The 19,899-nt window shown below is 61.9% G+C and carries 12 protein-coding genes; 4 read left to right on the forward strand and 8 right to left on the reverse strand.

What is annotated here, in order from left to right:
• The first annotated feature begins 41 nt into the window (after positions 1–41).
• Positions 42–2,132 (forward strand): TonB-dependent receptor, encoded by a 2,091-nt coding sequence (locus tag HX821_RS23035; RefSeq protein WP_174717770.1) that lies wholly within the window; start codon positions 42–44, stop codon positions 2,130–2,132.
• Between the two features lie 66 nt (positions 2,133–2,198).
• Here the strand turns inward: HX821_RS23035 and HX821_RS23040 are convergent, their stop codons facing one another.
• From HX821_RS23040 to glnE, 8 genes are read right to left on the reverse strand one after another with little or no spacing between them, the layout of a single operon-like run.
• On the reverse strand, positions 2,199–3,641 hold the full coding sequence (locus HX821_RS23040) for a lipopolysaccharide kinase InaA family protein (RefSeq protein ID WP_177036444.1): 1,443 nt from the start codon (positions 3,639–3,641) through the stop codon (positions 2,199–2,201).
• Positions 3,641–4,393 carry a lipopolysaccharide kinase InaA family protein gene (locus tag HX821_RS23045; protein WP_008439156.1) on the reverse strand — a complete coding sequence of 251 codons (753 nt, stop codon included), beginning with the start codon at positions 4,391–4,393 and terminating at the stop codon, positions 3,641–3,643. Before HX821_RS23045 ends, HX821_RS23040 begins: the two co-directional genes overlap by 1 nt.
• Positions 4,390–5,124 (reverse strand): lipopolysaccharide kinase InaA family protein, encoded by a 735-nt coding sequence (locus tag HX821_RS23050; RefSeq protein ID WP_003209451.1) that lies wholly within the window; start codon positions 5,122–5,124, stop codon positions 4,390–4,392. Before HX821_RS23050 ends, HX821_RS23045 begins: the two co-directional genes overlap by 4 nt.
• Positions 5,124–5,930 carry a lipopolysaccharide core heptose(I) kinase RfaP gene (gene rfaP, locus HX821_RS23055; protein ID WP_134325629.1) on the reverse strand — a complete coding sequence of 269 codons (807 nt, stop codon included), beginning with the start codon at positions 5,928–5,930 and terminating at the stop codon, positions 5,124–5,126. Before rfaP ends, HX821_RS23050 begins: the two co-directional genes overlap by 1 nt.
• On the reverse strand, positions 5,927–7,051 hold the full coding sequence (locus HX821_RS23060; RefSeq protein WP_003209448.1) for a glycosyltransferase family 4 protein: 1,125 nt from the start codon (positions 7,049–7,051) through the stop codon (positions 5,927–5,929). Before HX821_RS23060 ends, rfaP begins: the two co-directional genes overlap by 4 nt.
• Positions 7,051–8,109, reverse strand: a complete 1,059-nt coding sequence (gene waaC, locus HX821_RS23065) for a lipopolysaccharide heptosyltransferase I (protein ID WP_003209442.1) — start codon at positions 8,107–8,109, stop codon at positions 7,051–7,053. Before waaC ends, HX821_RS23060 begins: the two co-directional genes overlap by 1 nt.
• Before the next feature lies 1 nt (position 8,110).
• The gene (gene waaF / locus HX821_RS23070) at positions 8,111–9,145 is read right to left on the reverse strand and encodes a lipopolysaccharide heptosyltransferase II (RefSeq protein WP_177036446.1); all 1,035 of its coding nucleotides are present in this window, start codon (positions 9,143–9,145) and stop codon (positions 8,111–8,113) included.
• Positions 9,146–9,200: 55 nt separating this feature from the next.
• Positions 9,201–12,140 carry a bifunctional [glutamate--ammonia ligase]-adenylyl-L-tyrosine phosphorylase/[glutamate--ammonia-ligase] adenylyltransferase gene (glnE, locus tag HX821_RS23075; RefSeq protein WP_102367964.1) on the reverse strand — a complete coding sequence of 980 codons (2,940 nt, stop codon included), beginning with the start codon at positions 12,138–12,140 and terminating at the stop codon, positions 9,201–9,203.
• 383 nt (positions 12,141–12,523) lie between these two features.
• Here glnE and aceE point away from each other — a divergent pair, with 383 nt between their 5' ends.
• From aceE to HX821_RS23090, 3 genes are all read left to right on the forward strand, one after another.
• Entirely contained in the window at positions 12,524–15,169 is a 2,646-nt protein-coding gene (gene aceE, locus HX821_RS23080; protein ID WP_003209439.1) for a pyruvate dehydrogenase (acetyl-transferring), homodimeric type, read from the forward strand.
• An 11-nt stretch (positions 15,170–15,180) separates the two neighbouring features.
• Complete coding sequence (aceF, locus tag HX821_RS23085; protein WP_177036447.1) at positions 15,181–16,833, forward strand: dihydrolipoyllysine-residue acetyltransferase; 1,653 nt, start codon at positions 15,181–15,183, stop codon at positions 16,831–16,833.
• A 315-nt stretch (positions 16,834–17,148) separates the two neighbouring features.
• Positions 17,149–19,839, forward strand: coding sequence for a bifunctional diguanylate cyclase/phosphodiesterase (locus HX821_RS23090; protein ID WP_177036449.1), 2,691 nt, complete (start codon positions 17,149–17,151; stop codon positions 19,837–19,839).
• Positions 19,840–19,899 lie beyond the last annotated feature (60 nt).

Raw genomic sequence — 19,899 nt, forward strand, 5'->3', positions numbered from 1 at the left:
AAACTCGCGCACTTTTGTGCGCCATGGATGCTGGTTTACTCATGAAAGTTGTTGTACCCACTCGATTTGCGATGCTGCTTCCCGGACTGCTTGGCCTGTACAGCAGCGCCCAGGCCGATGAAGCGCCACTGGTCCTGGACCCCAGCGTGGTCACCGGTTCGCGCAGTGCCAGCCCGTCGTTTGACCTGCCGTATTCGGTGGACAGCATCAGCCGTGAGCAAATCAGCGATGGCCAACTGGGCATCAATGCTTCAGAGGCACTGTCCCGCGTGCCCGGCCTGGTGGTTCAAAATCGCCAGAACTACGCCCAGGACTTGCAGATTTCCTCCCGTGGCTTCGGTGCCCGCTCGGCATTTGGTGTGCGCGGTATCAAGCTGATCGCCGACGGCATACCCGCCAGCACCCCGGACGGTCAGGGCCAGGCGGCGACGTTCAACCTCGACACCGCCGAGCGCATCGAAGTCCTGCGCGGCCCGGCCGCCACACTGTATGGCAGCAATGCCGGCGGCGTGATCCAGATGTTCTCCCGCAACGGCGAAGGCCCGCCGCGCATCGGTGCCGAGACGCTGGTGGGCAGTGACGGCCTGAGCAAGAACCACCTCACCGCCGAAGGCGCGGCAGACGGCGCAGGCTTCGTGCTGGACGCCTCGCGCATGGACACCGACGGTTATCGCGACCACAGCAGCGCCCGCCGCGACCAGACCTTTGCCAAGCTCAATTTCGAGCCCGATGAAGACAGCAAACTGGCGCTGATCTACAGCAGCCTGGAACAGAACGGCACGCAGGATCCGCTGGGGCAGGCGTGGGATGCGTACAAGGCCGACCCGCGCTCGGTCAGCAGCGCCGCCGAGCTGTACAACACCCGCAAAAGCATCGACCACCAGCAACTGGGGATGAATTACGAGCGGTATTTCGGTGACGCCACACTGCAGGTGAATGCCTATACCGGGCGACGGAGCGTGATTCAGTACCTGTCGATTCCCAAGGGAACGCCCGCCAACGAACGCGGCGGCGGCGTGGTGCAGTTCGACCGCAAGTTCTACGGCGGCTCCGTGCGCTGGATGCAACCGGTCGACAGCGTGCCGGGCGAGCTGATGATCATCACCGGCCTGGATTTCGACCAGAGCGAAGACAGCCGCCACGGCTACCAGAACTACAGCGGCAACACCCTTGGCGTAAAAGGCCAGTTGCGCCGGGATGAAATCGACACCGCCCGCAGCCTCGACCCCTACATCCAGGCCAACTGGGCCATCAATCGCTGGACCCTGCAAGCCGGGGTACGCCACAGCACCATGGAACTGGATGTCGACGACCAGTTCCTGAGCAACGGCGACTCCAGCGGCAACAAGACCTATCAGAAGAACACACCGTCCGTGAGCGTGATGTATGCCTTCACGCCCGACCTGCACGGCTACGTCAGTGCCGGCAAGGGGTTCGAGACGCCAACCCAGGCGGAACTGGCGTACGCGCCGGGCAACATCGAAGGGTTCAACTTCGGCCTGAAGCCGTCGGAAAGCACGCAGTATGAAGTGGGCTTGAAGGCACAGTTGAACGACACCCGGGTCAACGCCGCTGTTTTCCAGATCACCACCGAGGACGAGCTGGTGGTGGACCAATCGATCGGTGGCCGCACCAGCTACCAGAACGCCGGCCGCACCCTGCGCCGCGGCTTCGAGCTGGGCATCGAAAGCCAGCTCAGCGAGCAGTGGAGTACCAACATCGCCTACACCCGCCTGCAAGCCACCTACGACAGCGACTTCATTGGCGGCGGCAAACCGGTGGACAAAGGCAACTACCTCCCCGGTGTGCCACAAACCACACTGTTCGCAGAGCTCAACTGGAAACCCCGGGACTGGGTCAGCACCGCCGTGGAAGGCATGTACCGCAGCAAGGTCTACGTCGAAGACACCAACCAGCAACACGCGGCACCGGGCTACAGCGTGTTCAACTGGCGTGCACGCTTTGAGCAGAAGGTGGAGCACTGGACGTTCCACCAGACCCTGCGCCTGGATAACTTGCTGGATCGCCAATATGTGGGGTCGGTGATTGTCGGAGACGGCAACGGCCGCTATTACGAAGCAGCGCCGGGACGCTCGTGGTATGCAGGCGCCGGCGCCGAGTACACATTTTAGAAACTGACCATCGAACTTGTGGCGAGGGAGCTTGCTCCCGTTGGGCCGCGCAGCGGCCCTAAACCCCTAGCCCACTGCCTTTGGCAACCGCTGATCAATCACCCGATACAACGCACTGCTCTCAGGCCAGTTACGCATAAACCTTGCCCGATCCCTGGCATATGCCGGAGCGAAGCTGCTCAAGGACGTGTGCTGACACATCGAATCCAGGTCGATCAGCGCCCAGCGATCCGTGTGCCAGAACAGGTTATGCCCCTTGAAATCCCCATGGCTGATGCGCTCGCGGATCAACTCTGCGAACAAATAATCCAGGGCCTGCAATTCGGCCTCGGGTGCCTCGCCACTCTCAACATACGGCGCGAACCGCTCGATGATGTCCGGCCCCGGCAGGTACTCGGTCACCAGATACGCGCGGCTGCGCAGCCACAGAAAGCGCTTTTCCAGCAACGCCAGCGGCTTGGGCGTGGCGATGCCGAGGAACGCCAGGCGATTGCCTTCGCGCCACGAATGCCAGGCCCGGCTCGGGCGCCAGAAGCGCTTGAGCCAATGGGCAACCCCCTTGATGTTGTAGCGCTTGATCACCAGCGGCCGACCACCCACCTCGACCTTGGCGACACTGGCCGCCCCGCCGGTTTTATACAGGTGGCCCTGGTCGAGCAGCGCATCGGCCTGCGCCAGCACCGGCAGCATCGCCGCTTCTTCCTCACGACGAGTCGCGCGCAGCGCGAACGGTCCGCGCACGACGCTGAACAGCGTGCACTCCCGGCCAACCTTGCTCAGGAAATCCTTCAAGCGCCAGACGCTGACCTTGCGTACCTGCCTCTGCAACGCTTCGAGCGGCAACGCGTGTTCGCCATTGCTCAGCAGGTAATACACCAGCAACTCTTCGGTAAACGGCTCGAGGTTTTTCGGCAACTGCGCGAAAAACACCCCAAGGTTTTCCAGGACCCGGTTGCGCGACAGCGGTTTGCCCGCCTCTTCGACACAGATCCCGGCGCCATCGATCAAATACAGTTTGCCGTCCTGACGCAGCAGGTTGTCCAGGTGCAGGTCTTCCTGCCACAGGCCCTTGGCGTGCATCTGCGCAATCGCACCCAGCGCTTCGGCGAGCACCGCTTGCTGCTGGTCAGCCAGCGGCGGCAGGTGTTCAACAGCCTGCCACGCATCAGCCAGGCTGTCGGCGCCTTCAAGAAACTCGAACAGCAGCCAACCGCCCTCACCCTCTTGCAGACCATCGGCCAGCAACAGCGGTGTGGTCAGGCCTTGTTCGGCCAACAACCGCACGCCCTTGAGTTCACGCTGAAAATGCCGCGCCGCCTTGCTGCCCACCAACAATTTGGCCAGCACCGGGCGCCCGCGCCACACAGCTGCGCCGACATAACGCTGGCCCGGCAATACCCGCAGCAGGCTCAGCAGTTGCAACTGCCCAGGCCCGGCAGCGTCTGCCAGTTCGATGCTCAGGGGCAGGCTTGGCGTGCGGCCGGCATTTTTCAGTTCGGACAAACGCATCAGCGGTTTTCCTTGTGACTGCGCCGGGCCGCCAGGCGCTGGTGCCAGGTGGCAACCAATGCGCTGTCCTGCGGCTGGTCCAGGTAGGCCGCCAACAGCTGGCGAACCTGATCGTCCGACCACTGCGGCGCACGGCGCAACAGCGGTTCCAGGTCCTTGACCCGGTCACGCCAGCCGAACAGCAGCGGGCGGGTTTTCTCCAGGTCGATCAACTGCGCCGCGTACCCGTCGCCGGTGGCCTGCAGGAAAATATGCTTGGGATAAAAACAGCCATGCACCTGGCCCACGCTGTGCAACTGACGAGCAAGCTGACCGCAGGCCAGCAGGATTGCCCGCTGCTGCACGTCGCTCAACTCAGACCATTGCTCCAGCAATGAATCCAGGTCATTCCAACCATCCAGCGCCCGGGTCAGCAACATCGCCCGATGCTCTCCGGCCACTTTGCGCTCACCGAAAAACGCCGCCTGCAATGCCGGAATACCCAACTGCCGATAGCGGCTGATGTTACGAAACTCGCGGGCAAAACTCGGCTCGCCAAACGGGCGGTGCAAGGTGCGCGTCAGGTAGTTGCTCTGGCGCTTGAGGTAGTAGCCCTGGCCTTCGAGTTCGAGGCGAAACACGCTGCTCCAGCCGCCGCGGCTGGTATTGGGCTCGTCCACCGCATCCAGTTGCTTGGCCCACAGCGCGTCGAAAGTGCCGAGGCCGTTGCGCTCAAGCAATGCTCGATCTTCGGCCGCCAGGAAATCACTCATTCTCGCCCCTCGAAAAACTTCACCACGTGGCGAATTCGCTGTTTGTCCGCCGCACTCAAGTGTTTGCGCTGACGGTATTGCATGTAGAAGCGCAGGCGCTGGGTAGCCGACAAGTGATACTTGGCGACTTTGTCCAGGCAGGCCAGGTCCTTGGTAATGCGGTACTTGAGCCAGAACCCGCGCCAGAAATCGCCATTGGGGCAATCGATCAGGTACAGGGTTTGCTGGTCGTCTACCAACAAGTTGCGCCACTTCAAATCGTTGTGGGTAAACCGGTGGTCGTGCATGGTCCGCGTGTATTCAGCGAGCTGGCGACTGATCTTGTTGACCCACACCGGGTCTGACAGTTGCGGGTCATTGCGCTCGGCCAATGCCGACAAGTCTTCAGTCTTCGGCAGCTCGCGCGTGATCATCGCCCCGCGGTGATACGCCAGGCCTTTACGCTCCAGGCCCCAGGCGATCACATCGGCGGTGGGTATGCCCCACTTGGCAAAGCGCTTGAGGTTCTGCCATTCGGACTTGACTCGTGGCTTGCCCAGATAGCGGCGCAACCCCTTGCCTGCACCGACGTAGCGCTTGACGTAATAGTTGACCCCGCCGCGCTCCACGCGAATCACTTCGGACAACGGATCGCGGGTCAGCCGCTCGCCTTGCAGGGCGAACACGGCTTCCAGGCTACCAAAGTCATCCGCCAGGGCGGCGTAAGCGGGTTCCAGGTTCCAACCCGCCATCAGAGCGCATCCCCGTATCGTTGCTTGCGTGCGTAAAGCTTGGCGGCCATGCGTTCCAGCGCCGACAGCAGCGCGCTTTGCTCGCCCAGGATCTGGCGCAAAGGTTGCTGGAAGTACGCCTTGAGAAACCGCAGTTTGTCGCGCCGGGTCAAACCGATCTCCAGGGCGGAGTAGTAAAGCCCCGCCAGGTCCTTGTCACGCCAGCGCCGGGGAATCTTCGAACGCACCTGGGCACGGTGCAGGTCGATCACCGAGAGCTTGATGTTGTGCACGGTAACCGGTTGGTCGGTGTGCAACAGGAAGTGGCACAGGTAGCAATCACGATGGTTCACGCCCCCCCGGTGCATCGTGCCCAGGGTGCGCGCAAGCTCAACGGTCAAGGCATGCCGAATCGCCGGCACGGGCGGCTGTTTGACCCAGTCCATGGTCAGGTCTTCAAGGCTGACGATAGGCGCCAGCTCTTCAGTGACGATGAACGAGTGCTGGTCGGCCGGGTTGCTGCCCTTTTCACCAAAGGCCACGCCGGTCATGGTGGGCACGCCGAGTTCCTGCAGACGCTGGATCGCGTCCCACTCCTGGCCCGCGCCCAAGACAGGCAACTTGGCCGTGATCAGGTTCTTGAGGATTTCACCCCAGCCAATTCCCCGGTGGATCTTTACAAAATAATGGCGGCCTTCCACTTCCGTACGCAGGGTACGGCGCGCGGCCAGCTCACGAAACACCTGGCCGTCCAGCTTCTCGACTTCGGCGAACGCATCGCGTCCGGCCCACAGGGTCTTGAACGGTTCGGCAAGAATCAACTTCATCGGTTTGGCTCCGCCAGAATCAGGTCCGCAGCGTACTGCGGCATGCTATAGAGGTCGGCCGTCTCAGCGAAGGCCAGACCATTGCGGCTCCAGGCCGCGCGCGCTTGTGGATCGTCGAGCATATCCACCAGGTACTGGTTGAGCTGGGCCTGCTCGAACGGTTCGTCCAACACCCGCCCACTCTGGGCCTTGTCGATGTAAAACGCGTAGCCGCAGACCTTGCTCACCAGCACCGGGAGGCCGGCGACCACCGCTTCGATCAGCACCATGCCGGCCGCCTCGTTGTACGCGGGGTGGATCAACAGGTCGGCGCCCAGCAGAAAGCGCGGGATGTCGCTGCGGCCCTTGAAGAACTGCACCTGGTCGCCCAGTCCCAGCGCAGCACTCTGCAATTGGAATACTTTGGGGTCGTCCTGGCCGATTACAAATAGCCGGGTGCGTTTCTTCAGGCTCGACGGCAGCGCGGCCACGGCCTTGAGGCTGCGATCAACGCCCTTGGTCTTGAAGCCCGAGCCAATCTGCACCAGCAGCAAATCATCGTCGGCCAGGCCGAATTCGCGACGAAACTCGGCGCGGATCTCGGCAGCATTGGGCGGCGCGCGGCGGTCGCGGGCGATGCCCGGCGGCAACAAATGAAAACGCTCGGCCTGGGTCCCGTAATACTGGGTGAACAGCTGCTGCTGGTGTTCGGACAGCACCATGATCTGCGTCTTGGCGTCTTTGTCGAACACTGCACGCTCGTATTCGGCAAAGTGCTTGTACCGGCCGAACCAGCGATACATCGGGTTGCGCAGGTTCTGCGCCTTGTCTTCGAACACGCCGTCGGCGGCGAAGTACAGGTCCAGCCCCGGCATCTTGTTGAAGCCCACCACGCGGTCGACCGGACGCTTGGCCAGGTCGGCCTGGATCCAGGCGTAGAGCTTTTCATTGCGCCGATGGTTGACCAGCGCCTTGACCGGCGCCACCAGTACTTCAAAGCCCGGCGGCACGTCACCCTCCCAGATCAGCGTATAGACGCGAATCTGATGCCCACGCTGCTGGCACTCCAGGGCAATACGCATGAAGTCGCGCTGCAGGCCACCAAAGGGGAAATACTTGTAGAGGACAAAAGCCAGTTGCATCAGTGTTCCTCAGCCAGTAACAACGTGCTTAAACGAGTTGCGACACGCTCAGGGTTCAGGCGAGTGAAGCACAGGGGCCACTCGCGCTTGAGATCGAACCGACGCTGGTCTTCGGCAGTCGGTTGATAAGTGCATTTCTTTTGCAGGCATGGCGCACACGGGAAGTCGCTGGCCAGGTGAATCTGCGCCTTGCCATAAGCCCCGGTCAGGCCAGGATTGGTAGGGCCGAACAGGGAAATCGTTGGCACATCCAGTGCTGCGGCCAAGTGGCCAAGGCCGGTGTCGACCGCAACACACGCCTTCGCCCCCGCCAGCACTCGGGCCACCCCCGCGAGGTTCAGCCTGGGCAGCACTTCGGCGTTTTTCAGGCCCTGGGCCAGGCGTTCAGCCCGGGCTTTTTCGGCGGCATTGCCCCACGGCAACTTCACGTCCACGCCAAAGCGGTCCATGCGTTCGGCCAGGTCGCGCCAGTAGGCTTCCGGCCAGTGCTTGGTGTCCCAGGTGGTGCCGTGCAGCAGCAGTACAAACGGTTTTTTCGGCGGCAGGCCCAGCAGCTTGTCGACACTGAGGCCGTAGTCGCCCAGGCCTTTTGGCAGGTCATAACCGAGGGCGACGGCAAACAGCTGGCGCAAGCGCTCCACCGCGTGCTGCCCACGGGCCACGGCGAGGCGCCGGGAATAGAAGTGCGCCGCCAATGGCTCGCGAGCCGACTGTTTGTCGAAACCGGCCACCGGGGCACGTACGTAGCGGGTAAGCCAGGCACTTTTCAGCAGCCCCTGGGCGTCGATCACCAGGTCATATTTGGTCGACTGCACGCTCTTCTTGAAGCGCCGCCATTCGCCACTCTTGAAGGTCTGCCAGAGGTTCTTGCGCCAGCGGCGGATCGCCACCGGGATCACCTTGTCCACCGCCGGGTGCCAGGTGGGAATCTCGGCGAAGCCTTCTTCCACCACCCAGTCAAACCGGATGCCCGGGATCGCCCGCGCCGCGTCGGTCAACGCCGGCAAGGCATGAATCACATCGCCCAGGGATGAGGTCTTGATTACCAGAACCCGCAACTTAACGAACCTCGACCACAGTGCCCTGCAACCGCTGCAACGCGTCGCTGACAGGTTGCGGCAGCAACTGGCGCAGGCAGTTGTAGTGGCCGAAGCGGCAGGTGCGATCAAAACACGGGCTGCAATCCAGGCCCAGGCGCACCACTTCGACCTTGTCGGCCAGCGGTGGGGTAAACCCGGGAGACGTCGAGCCATACAATGCCACCAGCGGGCGGTTCAGCGCCGCGGCCACGTGCATCAGGCCGGAGTCGTTGGACACCACCGAGTCGGCACAGGACAGCAGGTCGATGGCCTCGGCCAGGGACGTGTCGCCGCTCAGGTTGACCGCCTCTTCGCGCAGCCCCGGGATCAAGCGCTGGCGAATATCCTCGCCCACCGAATGATCGTTTTTCGAGCCGAACAACCAGACCTGCCAGCCCTCGCGAATCTTCATCTCCGCAACCTTGGCGTAATGCTCCGAAGGCCAGCGCTTGGACTCGCCAAACTCGGCGCCAGGGCACAGCGCCAGCACCGGACGGTCCAGCTCCAGGCCGAACTTGGCCAGGGCGGCGTCGCGGGTGACCGGGTCGATTTGCAGGCTCGGGCGCGGATAAGGCGTCGGCAACTCGGCTCCCGGCGCGTAGGCCAGGGCCATGAAGCGCTCGATCATCAGCGGGTAACGGGCCTTGTCGAGCTTGCGCACATCGTTGAGCAGGCCATAGCGAAACTCGCCACGCCAGCCGGTGCGCTTGGGAATACCGGCGAAGAACGGCACCAGTGCCGACTTCATCGAGTTGGGCAACAGGATCGCCTGATCGTACTGGCCGGCCAGGGACTTGCCGATGCGTCGACGGGTCGCCAGCTCCAGCGCGCCGTGGCCGAGCGGGAAGCTCAAGGCCTGACGCACCTCGGGCATGCGCTCAAGGATCGGCCGGCTCCACTCGGGGGCGAGCACGTCGATTTGGCAGTCGGGATGACGTTGCTTGAGGCACTGGAACAGTGTCTGCGCCATCACCATGTCACCGACCCAACTGGGCCCAACGATCAGAATATTCATGTAGTTTCCACAAACGATACGGGGAGGCTCATGCCTCCCCGCCTTATATAGTGTTTCAGCTTAACCCCAGTTCATGCCAGATTCGCTGCACCTGGCGCCGTTCGTCAGCGAACTGGTCCCCGGCCACCGTACCGGCCTCGTTCTGCAGGGCCTGGCGGTGAGCGGCGGAACGGTAGGCTTTATACACCTCGCGCAGCAAATGGGCATCGGCGGCGGGCATCAGCCCGACCTGCTCCAGGCCTTCCAGAATGCGGATATTGTCGGTGTAGCGCAGCAACGATGGATGTTGCGCAGACCACGCCAGAGCCGCGTATTGCACCATAAATTCAATATCGACGATACCTCCGGCGTCCTGCTTGAGGTCGAACGACGCCGTGGGTTCGAAGGCATTCGCCGCCGTTCCCGCCGCCGTGGACTTGGTGCCGAGGTTGTCGCGCATCTTGGCGCGCATCTCGCTGACCTCCTGGCGCAGCTTGTCCAGGTCCTGCGCGCGGCCCAGCACTTGCGCCCGTACCTGCTCGAAAGCACGGCCCACATCCTGACTGCCTACCAGCACTCGCGCACGCACCAGCGCCTGGTGCTCCCAGGTCCAGGCTTCGTTTTCCTGATAACGCGCAAATGCGCCCAGGGAACTCACCAGCAAACCGGATGCGCCCGAAGGCCGCAGGCGCATGTCCACTTCATACAACTGGCCCGAGTTGGTCTGGGTGGTCAGCAGATGAATGATTCGCTGCCCCAGCCGGGTAAAGAACTGCGCGCCGTCGATCGGCTTGGCACCGTCGGTTTCGGCCTGGGGGTCACCGTCATGGATAAACACCAGGTCCAGGTCCGAACCATGCCCCAATTCGATGCCGCCGACTTTCCCATAACCGACAATGATGAAGCCAGGATCGCACAAGGTGCCGTCCACCCGTTGCGGCGAGCCGTAGCGGGCAACCGTCTGGCGCCAGGCCAGGGCCAGCACTTGTTCGAGGATGGCTTCGGCGAGCCAGGTCAGGTAGTCGCTGACTTTCATCAACGGCAGGCTGCCGGCGATTTCCGAAGCGGCCACCCGCAGGCGGTGGGCCAGCTTGAAGTGCCGTAGGGCCTCCATCTGCTGCTCAAGGTCATCTTCGGGGATGCGCGTCAGGCGCTCGCGCAATTCGGCGGCCAGTTCCGGCGCCAGCGGCGGCTTGAACAGGCGGCCTTCGTTGAGCAGTTCGTCCAGCAGCAGCGGGAAGCGAGTGATCTGCTCGGCAATCCACGGGCTGGCGGCGCACAGGGTCAGAAGGCGACGCAGGGCGTCGGGGTTTTCCGTCAGCAACACCAGATAAGCGGAACGCCGGGCGACGGCTTCGACCAAGGGCAGGACGCGCTCCAGCACCAGGTCCGGGTTGGCATGTTCGACGGCCTGGGCCAGCAAGCGCGGGATAAATGCATCCAGACGCTCGCGACCCAGGCGCTGCATGGCACGCAATTGCGGACTGCTGCGCAGGCCGGCCAGGGTTTTCAAGGCTTTGGGCGCGTCGGTAAAACCGCCTTCCTGCAACTGACGGCAGGCGGCTTCCTCGTCCTGGGACTCTTCCCACAACGGCAACCACTCACCGCCCACCACCAACTCGCTCTCTTCGCCCTCTTCTTCATCCGGATCGGCAATCACCTGGCGGAAATGCCAGTCCACCCGGCCACGCCAGTACATCAGGCGCTCATGAAACGCGGTCCAGTCCGGAAAGCCCAGCATGAAGGCAATCCGCGCCTGGTCTTCGGTGCCATCCGGGAGCATCTGCGTCTGGCGATCGGCGATCGCCTGAATCGCGTGCTCGGTGTAGCGCAGGAATTCATAGCCATCGCGCAGCTCGGCGACCACCGCCGGCGGCAGGTAACCCTGGCCTTCCAGGGTACCCAGCACTTTTAACAGTGGGCGCTGCTGCAGGCTCAGGTCACGGCCACCGTGGATCAGCTGGAACGCCTGGGCGATAAATTCGACTTCACGGATGCCGCCCGAGCCGAGCTTGATGTTCTCGGCCATGCCCTTGCGCCGCACTTCCTGCTGGATCAACTGCTTCATGGTGCGCAGCGCTTCGATGGCGGAAAAGTCCAGGTAACGCCGGTAGACAAACGGTCGCAACATGTCGAGCAGTTGCGCACCGGCCACCTGGTCACCGGCCACTACCCGCGCCTTGATCATGGCGTAGCGTTCCCAGTCGCGGCCCTGGTCCTGGTAGTACTGCTCCAGCGCGTTGAAGCTGAGCACCAGCGCCCCGGCCGAGCCGTAAGGTCGCAGGCGCATGTCGACCCGGAACACAAAGCCGTCGACGGTCATCGGGTCCAGGGCCTTGATCAGTTTTTGACCAAGGCGGATGAAGAACTCCTGGTTGTCCAGCGAGCGCTTCACGCCGACCGTATCGCCGCCTTCGGGGTAGGCGAAGATCAGGTCGATGTCGGACGACAGGTTCAGCTCCACTGCGCCGAGCTTGCCCATGCCGAGGATGACCATGTGCTGCGGTTCGCCGCTGCGACGGCCCGTGGGTGTGCCGAACAATACGCAGTGGCGCTGGTACAACCACTGATAGGCCTGGTCGATGCTGGCGTCGGCCATGTCCGACAGGTCGCGGCAGGTTTGCACCAGGTCCGCCTGTCGGGTCAGGTCGCGCCAGATGATCCGCACCTGCTGGCGGGTGCGCTGGCGGCGCAGAACCCGGCCCAGTTCGTCTTCTGTCTCGGCTTGTTGCACGGCCGTCGCAATCTGTCCGCACAGCTCGCCGGGGGCAAAACTGCGGTCCAGTTCGCCCCAGGCCACCAGCTCGAGCAACATCAAAGGGTCACGAACACTCTGTTCAATGACGAAATCACTGGCGGCGCACACACGGGCGAAGTCAGCCCAACGTTGCGGCGTCCACTCAGAAAGGCCATTATCGCCGTCCAATCCGGCCACGGCGTCACGAAATGACTGCTCGGCCCGCTTGGCAAATGGAAGCAGGATGGCCGGGAGTTCGGCCTGCATTGGAAGGCTCATGGTCTATCCTTGATCGGCGCGTAAAGGGCTTGTAGCTGTGAACGCAAGAACCACGCTCGGTGAAGGACTGTCGAACAAAGGTTAGAAATAGCTGAAAATTTTTCTTTTTTGGCAGTCAACATCAAATCTCTACCCTTTCTTGTTCGCAAAAGATCAACAATAACGATTATGCTCGCCAGCTAGACCGAGCAATCCGCTCAGTCTTGTGTAGTTTTACTACTCGTATATACATTCGAAAGGCTGAAATGGCCGACGATTTGTAGTAAAACTACAGGACGCCGAAGCAACCTTCGGCCATCCAAGAATTTATGTCGTCTGCCCACAAGGCCAGTCGCAAACTTCAGGCAACCGATTCTGGTAGCCTTTCCGCCCTGGAGCAAGCCATGCAAGACCTCGATCCCGTCGAAACCCAGGAATGGCTGGACGCCCTGGAATCGGTTCTCGACAAAGAAGGCGAAGACCGTGCTCACTACCTGATGACCCGTATGGGTGAACTCGCGACCCGCAGCGGCTCGCAACTGCCCTACGCCATCACCACGCCGTATCGCAACACCATCCCGGTAACCCACGAAGCACGCATGCCTGGCGACCTGTTCATGGAACGCCGCATTCGCTCGCTGGTACGCTGGAACGCCATGGCGATGGTAATGCGCACGAACTTGAAAGATTCTGACCTGGGCGGTCACATCTCCAGCTTCGCTTCCAGCGCAACCCTGTATGACATCGGCTTCAACTACTTCTTCCAGGCCCCGACCGAAGAACATGGCGGCGACCTGATCTACTTCCAGGGCCACACCTCGCCAGGCGTCTACGCCCGTGCGTTCATGGAAGGCCGCATCACGGAAGAACAAATGAACAACTTCCGCCAGGAAGTCGACGGCCAGGGCCTCTCGTCCTATCCGCACCCTTGGCTGATGCCTGATTTCTGGCAGTTCCCGACGGTATCCATGGGCCTGGGCCCGATCCAGGCGATCTACCAGGCACGCTTCATGAAGTACCTGGAAGCCCGTGGCTTCATCCCTGAAGGCAAGCAGAAAGTCTGGTGCTTCCTGGGCGACGGCGAGTGTGACGAGCCGGAATCCCTGGGCGCCATTTCCCTGGCCGGCCGCGAGAAGCTGGACAACCTGATCTTCGTCATCAACTGCAACCTGCAGCGCCTCGACGGCCCGGTTCGCGGCAACGGCAAGATCATCCAGGAACTCGAAGGCGTGTTCCGTGGTGCTCAGTGGAACGTGACCAAAGTCATCTGGGGCCGTTTCTGGGACCCACTGCTGGCCAAGGACGTCGACGGCATCCTGCAACGCCGCATGGACGAAGTCATCGACGGCGAGTACCAGAACTACAAAGCCAAAGACGGCGCGTTCGTACGTGAACACTTCTTCAACACGCCTGAACTCAAGGCAATGGTTGCAGACCTATCCGACGACGAGATCTGGAAACTCAACCGTGGCGGCCACGACCCGTACAAGGTCTACGCGGCGTACCACGAAGCGGTCAACCACAAAGAACAACCGACCGTCATCCTGGCCAAGACCATCAAGGGTTATGGCACCGGTGCCGGCGAAGCGAAGAACACTGCGCACAACACCAAGAAAGTCGATGTCGACAGCCTGAAGTTGTTCCGCGACCGCTTCGACATCCCGGTCAAGGACGAAGAGCTGGAGAACCTGCCGTTCTTCAAGCCGGAGCCAAACAGCGCCGAAGCCCGCTACCTCAGCGAGCGTCGCACTGCACTGGGCGGTTTCGTGCCACAGCGCCGCGCCAAGAGCTTCAACATCCCGACTCCGCCACTGGATACCCTCAAGGCGATCCTGGACGGCTCGGGCGACCGTGAAATCTCCACCACCATGGCCTTCGTGCGGATCCTCGCGCAGTTGGTCAAGGACAAGGAAATCGGCTCGCGTATCGTGCCGATCATCCCGGACGAAGCCCGTACCTTCGGTATGGAAGGCATGTTCCGTCAGTTGGGCATCTACTCCTCCGTCGGCCAGCTCTACGAGCCAGTCGATAAAGACCAGGTGATGTTCTACAAGGAAGACAAGAAGGGCCAGATCCTCGAAGAAGGCATCAACGAAGCGGGCGCCATGAGCTCCTTCATCGCTGCCGGTACTTCGTACTCCAGCCACAACCAGCCGATGCTGCCGTTCTACATCTTCTACTCGATGTTCGGTTTCCAGCGTATTGGCGACCTGGCTTGGGCAGCAGGCGACAGCCGTACCCGTGGCTTCCTGATCGGCGGTACTGCCGGGCGGACCACGCTGAACGGCGAAGGCCTGCAACACGAAGACGGTCACAGCCACATCCTGGCGGGCACCATCCCGAACTGCCGCACCTTTGATCCAACCTACGGCTATGAGCTGGCGGTGATCATCCAGGACGGCATGAAGAAGATGACCGAAGAGCAGCAGGACGTTTTCTACTACATCACCGTGATGAACGAGTCCTACCAGCAGCCAGCCATGCCGGCCGGTGTCGAGGAAGGCATCATCAAGGGCATGTACCTGCTCGAAGAAGACACCAAGGAAGCCGCTCACCACGTGCAACTGATGGGCTCCGGCACCATCCTGCGCGAAGTGCGTGAAGCTGCAAAAATCCTGCGTGAAGAGTTCAACGTCGGTGCTGACGTATGGAGCGTTACCAGCTTCAACGAACTGCGTCGCGACGGCCTGGCCGTAGAGCGCAGCAACCGCCTGCACCCGGGCCAGAAGCCTGCGCGCACCTACGTCGAAGAGTGCCTGGCTGGCCGTAAGGGTCCGGTTATCGCCTCTACCGACTACATGAAGCTGTTTGCTGAACAAATTCGTCAGTGGGTACCGTCCAAGGAATTCAAAGTCCTGGGCACCGACGGTTTCGGCCGTAGTGACAGCCGCAAGAAGCTGCGTCACTTCTTCGAAGTCGACCGTCACTTCGTGGTGTTGGCAGCCCTGGAAGCCTTGGCTGACCGTGGTGAAATCGAACCCAAGGTGGTAGCAGACGCTATCGTCAAGTTCGGGATCAACCCGGAAAAACGCAACCCACTGGACTGCTGAGGAGACTTTCTGTGAGCGAACTCATTCGCGTACCTGACATCGGCAGCGGTGAAGGTGAAGTAATTGAACTGTTTGTGAAGGTCGGCGACACCGTCGAAGCCGACCAGAGCATCCTGACCCTGGAATCGGACAAGGCGAGCATGGAAATCCCTGCTCCCAAGGCCGGCGTGGTCAAAAGCCTGAAAGTGAAGCTGGGCGACCGCCTGAAAGAAGGCGACGAACTGCTTGAGCTGGAAATCGAAGGTGCCGCTGATGCGGCCCCTGCGGCGGCCGCTCCTGCTGCTTCCCCGGCTCCTGCCGCCGAGAAGCCTGCCGCTGCTGCCGAGGCCCCTGCGGCTCCGGCGGCTGCACCTGCCGCCGAAACAGTCCAGGACATTCATGTTCCGGACATCGGTTCGTCGGGCAAGGCCAAGATCATCGAGCTGCTGGTTAAAGTCGGCGACACCGTCGAAGCTGATCAATCGCTGATCACCCTGGAGTCCGACAAGGCCTCCATGGAAATCCCTTCGCCGGCTGCCGGTGTGGTGGAAAGCATTGCCGTGAAGCTGGAAGACGAAGTCGGCACTGGTGACTTCATCCTCAAGCTGAAAGTAGCGGGCGCTTCGGCTCCTGCTGCTGCCGCTCCGGCCGCCGATGCTCCGGCCGCCAAGGCTGAAGCCGCACCGGCTGCCGCCGCGCCTGCACCTGCGCCTGCTGCAAAAGCCGAGGCCGCACCGGCTCCGGCGGCTGCACCTGCGCCAAGCGGTGCCAAGGTTCATGCCGGCCCTGCCGTGCGCCAACTGGCCCGTGAATTCGGCGTCGAGTTGAGCGCGGTAACCGCCAGCGGTCCTCACGGTCGCGTGCTCAAGGAAGACGTGCAGGTTTACGTCAAATCCATGATGCAGAAGGCCAAGGAAGCTCCGGCTGCCGGCGCTGCTACCGGTGGCTCGGGCATTCCGCCGATCCGCACCGTCGACTTCAGCCGCTTCGGCGAAATCGAAGAAGTGCCGATGACCCGCCTGATGCAAATCGGCGCGGCCGGCCTGCACGCCAGCTGGCTGAACATCCCGCACGTGACCCAGTTCGACCAGGCCGACATCACCGACCTGGAAGCATTCCGCGTTGCGCAGAAAGCCGTGGCCGAGAAGGCCGGCGTGAAGCTGACCGTGCTGCCCCTGCTGCTCAAGGCTTGCGCACATTTGCTCAAGGAGCTGCCGGACTTCAACAGTTCGCTGGCGCCAAGCGGCAAGGCGATCATTCGCAAGAAGTACGTGCACATCGGCTTTGCCGTCGACACTCCGGATGGCCTGCTGGTACCGGTCATCAAGAACGTCGACCAGAAGAGCCTGCTGCAGCTTGCCGCTGAGGCTGCTGCACTGGCTGCCAAGGCCCGCGACAAGAAGCTCACCCCGGACGACATGCAGGGCGCGTGCTTCACCATCTCCAGCCTCGGGCACATTGGCGGCACTGGCTTCACGCCAATCGTCAACGCGCCGGAAGTGGCGATCCTGGGTGTTTCCAAGGCCACTATCCAGCCTGTGTGGGACGGTAAAGCGTTCCAGCCGAAGCTGATGCTGCCACTGTCGCTGTCCTACGATCACCGTGTGATCAACGGCGCGGCTGCCGCACGCTTCACCCAGCGCCTGAGCCAGTTGCTGAACGACATCCGCACCATCCTGCTTTAAGCCACAACAGGTCTTCTGCCCATGCAGAAGACCTGGCTTCAACGATTTCCGAGCGCCACGCTCGTACCTCAACCCCGCCAATTGGCGGGGCTTTTTTTGCCTGCTTTCCAGGGAAAACCTGGACACGGAAATCGAGGTTGTACACCGCCCATCACCCCGGTTGCAGAAAACCGCTCGCTGGCCGATAACCCACTTATAGCACTTAGCCTTCATCCTCTCTTGTCAGCCTGTGCTGCATGATGCAACCTTGCCGCAGGCAACAGTAAAGAGGGCGTGAGCCCGGCGCGATGCGCATTTTTCCAAGCGAGTTTCCCCATGAAAAGCCAACCCGATGTCGCCCGTACGGCGGCCGAGGTAGTGACGCAATTACCGGTGCCTTCGCGCCTCGGTATGCTGCGTTTCGAGCGGCTTAATGAGGCTAGCTGGGCCCTGCTGTACCTCGACCCCAATTGCGAACGCCAGTTCGGCCTGCCCGCGATGGAACTGTGCGCCCTGATCGGCTCGCCCTACGCCAGCCTGATGGAGCCCCAGGCGCGCTATCAGCTGCATGATGCGATCCAGGAACAGCTGACCATCAGCCCGCATTACCTGGTGCGCTACACCCTGCACACCAACGACGGCCCGTTGAGCCTGCTGGAACTGGGTGAAGCCTACAAACAACACAATCGTCACCTGCTGCGCGGCTACCTGATGGTGGTCGACGGCCTGTTCAGTGATCTCCCACCGGCCCCTGCGGCAGACCTGGAGAGCCAGAACAGCCGCTTGCAGATTGCCCTGGAACTCAACCAGCGCGCCCAGCAGGAACAACTGCAACACCTTGAGCGGGTACGCGCCCAGCAGGAATTGATCCTGCTGCTGGCCCGCCAGCGCTACAGCACCAACAACTCGCTGCAGGAAGCCGCCGAGCTGATCACCCGCAGTGCCTGCGATATCTACCAGATCGACTGCGCGAGCATCTGGAACCTCGAAAACCAGCATCTGGTGCCGATTTCCGCTTATCACCGCGCCGATCAGCAGCACCACCTGCCAGAGTCTATCGATGCCAGTGGCTTCCCGGATTACCTGGAAGCCCTGCAAACCAGCCGTGCGATCGACGCCACCAACGCCATGCGCGACCCACGCACGCGTGAAATGGCCGAGAGCCTGCGCCCGCGGGACATCCACGCCATGCTCGACGCCAGCATCCGCGTCGATGGCAACGTGGTCGGCGTGTTGTGCCTGGAGCAAAGTGGCAGCACCCGCGTCTGGCAGTCCGACGAGATCGCCTTTGCCGGCGAGCTGGCCGACCAGTTCGCCCAGGTGATCAACAACCACAACCGCCGCACCGCCACCAGTGCCCTGCACTTGTTCCAGCGAGCCGTGGAGCAAAGCGCCAATGCGTTCCTGCTGGTCAATTGCGACGGCGTGGTGGAATACGTCAACCCCAGCTTTACCGCGATCACCCAGTACAGCACCGAAGAAGTCCACGGCCACCAGCTGTCGGAACTGCCGGCGCTGGAGAACCTCAGCGAGCTGCTGTTCGACGCGCCTTCAAGCCTGGCCAAGAGCAACAGTTGGCAAGGCGAGTTCAAGAGCCGGCGCAAGAACCTCGAACCCTACTGGGGCCAGTTGTCGATCTCCAAGGTTTATGGCGATAACCGTGAGTTGACCCATTACATCGGCATCTACGAAGACATCACCCAGACCAAGCTGGCCCAGCAGCGCATCGAGCGGCTGGCCTACACCGACAACCTGACCAACCTGGGCAACCGCCCGGCGTTCATCCGCAACCTGGACGAACGCTTTGCCCGGGACAGCGACAGCCCCATCAGCCTGCTGCTGGTGGACATCGACAACTTCAAGCGGATCAACGACAGCCTCGGCCACCAGACCGGCGACAAGCTGCTGATCAGCCTGGCCCGGCGCCTGCGCAACAGCCTGACCGCCAGTGGCAGCCTGGCGCGATTTGCCAGTAACGAATTTGCCGTGCTGCTGGACGATACCGACCTTGAAACCGGCCAGCAGGTCGCCAGCCAGTTGCTGGCCACCCTCGACAAGCCGATGTTCGTCGACAACCAGCTGATCAGCGTCACCGGCTCCGTGGGCCTCGCCTGCGCGCCGCTGCATGGCCGCGATCCGCAGACCCTGATGCGCAACGCCGGCCTGGCGCTGCACAAGGCCAAGGCCAACGGCAAACACCAGGTGCAGGTATTTACCGAAGCGCTGAATGCCGAAGCCAGCTACAAACTGTTCGTGGAAAACAACCTGCGCCGCGCCCTGACCCAAAACGAACTGGACGTGTTCTACCAGCCCAAGCTGTGCCTGCGCAGCGGTCGTCTGCTAGGGATGGAAGCGTTGTTACGCTGGAACCATCCGGAAAAGGGCATGATCCGCCCCGATCAGTTCATCAGCGTGGCTGAAGAGACCGGGCTGATCATCCCCATCGGCAAATGGATCGCCCGCCAGGCCTGCCGCATGAGCCGACAGCTGACCGCCGCCGGCATGGGCAACCTGCAAGTGGCGATCAACCTGTCGCCCAAGCAGTTTTCCGACCCGGACCTGGTGGCCTCGATTGCCACGATCCTCAAGGAAGAACAGTTGCCGGCCAACCTGCTGGAACTGGAGTTGACCGAAGGCCTGCTGCTGGAAGCCACCGAAGACACGCGCCTGCAACTGGACCAACTGAAGAGCTTCGGCTTGACCCTGGCGATGGATGACTTCGGTACCGGTTACTCGTCGCTGAGCTACCTGAAAAAATTCCCGATCGACATCATCAAGATTGATCGCAGCTTCATCCATGAAATCCCGGACAACCAGGACGACATGGAAATCACCTCGGCGGTGATCGCCATGGCCCACAACCTCAAGCTCAAGGTGGTGGCCGAAGGCATCGAGACCGCCGAGCAGCTGGCGTTCCTGCGCCGCCACCGTTGCGACGTCGGCCAGGGCTACCTGTTCGACCGGCCAATCCCGGGGGCCGAGCTGCTGACGATGCTTAAACGCTATCCTCGCGGGCCAATCGCCTGACAGCGCGGTAACACTCGGGCACACTGGCAGTCTGAATTCTTACTTGTAACTCAATCTGAC

The sequence above is a fragment of the Pseudomonas sp. B6001 genome, assembly GCF_013386015.1.
Lineage (GTDB): Bacteria > Pseudomonadota > Gammaproteobacteria > Pseudomonadales > Pseudomonadaceae > Aquipseudomonas.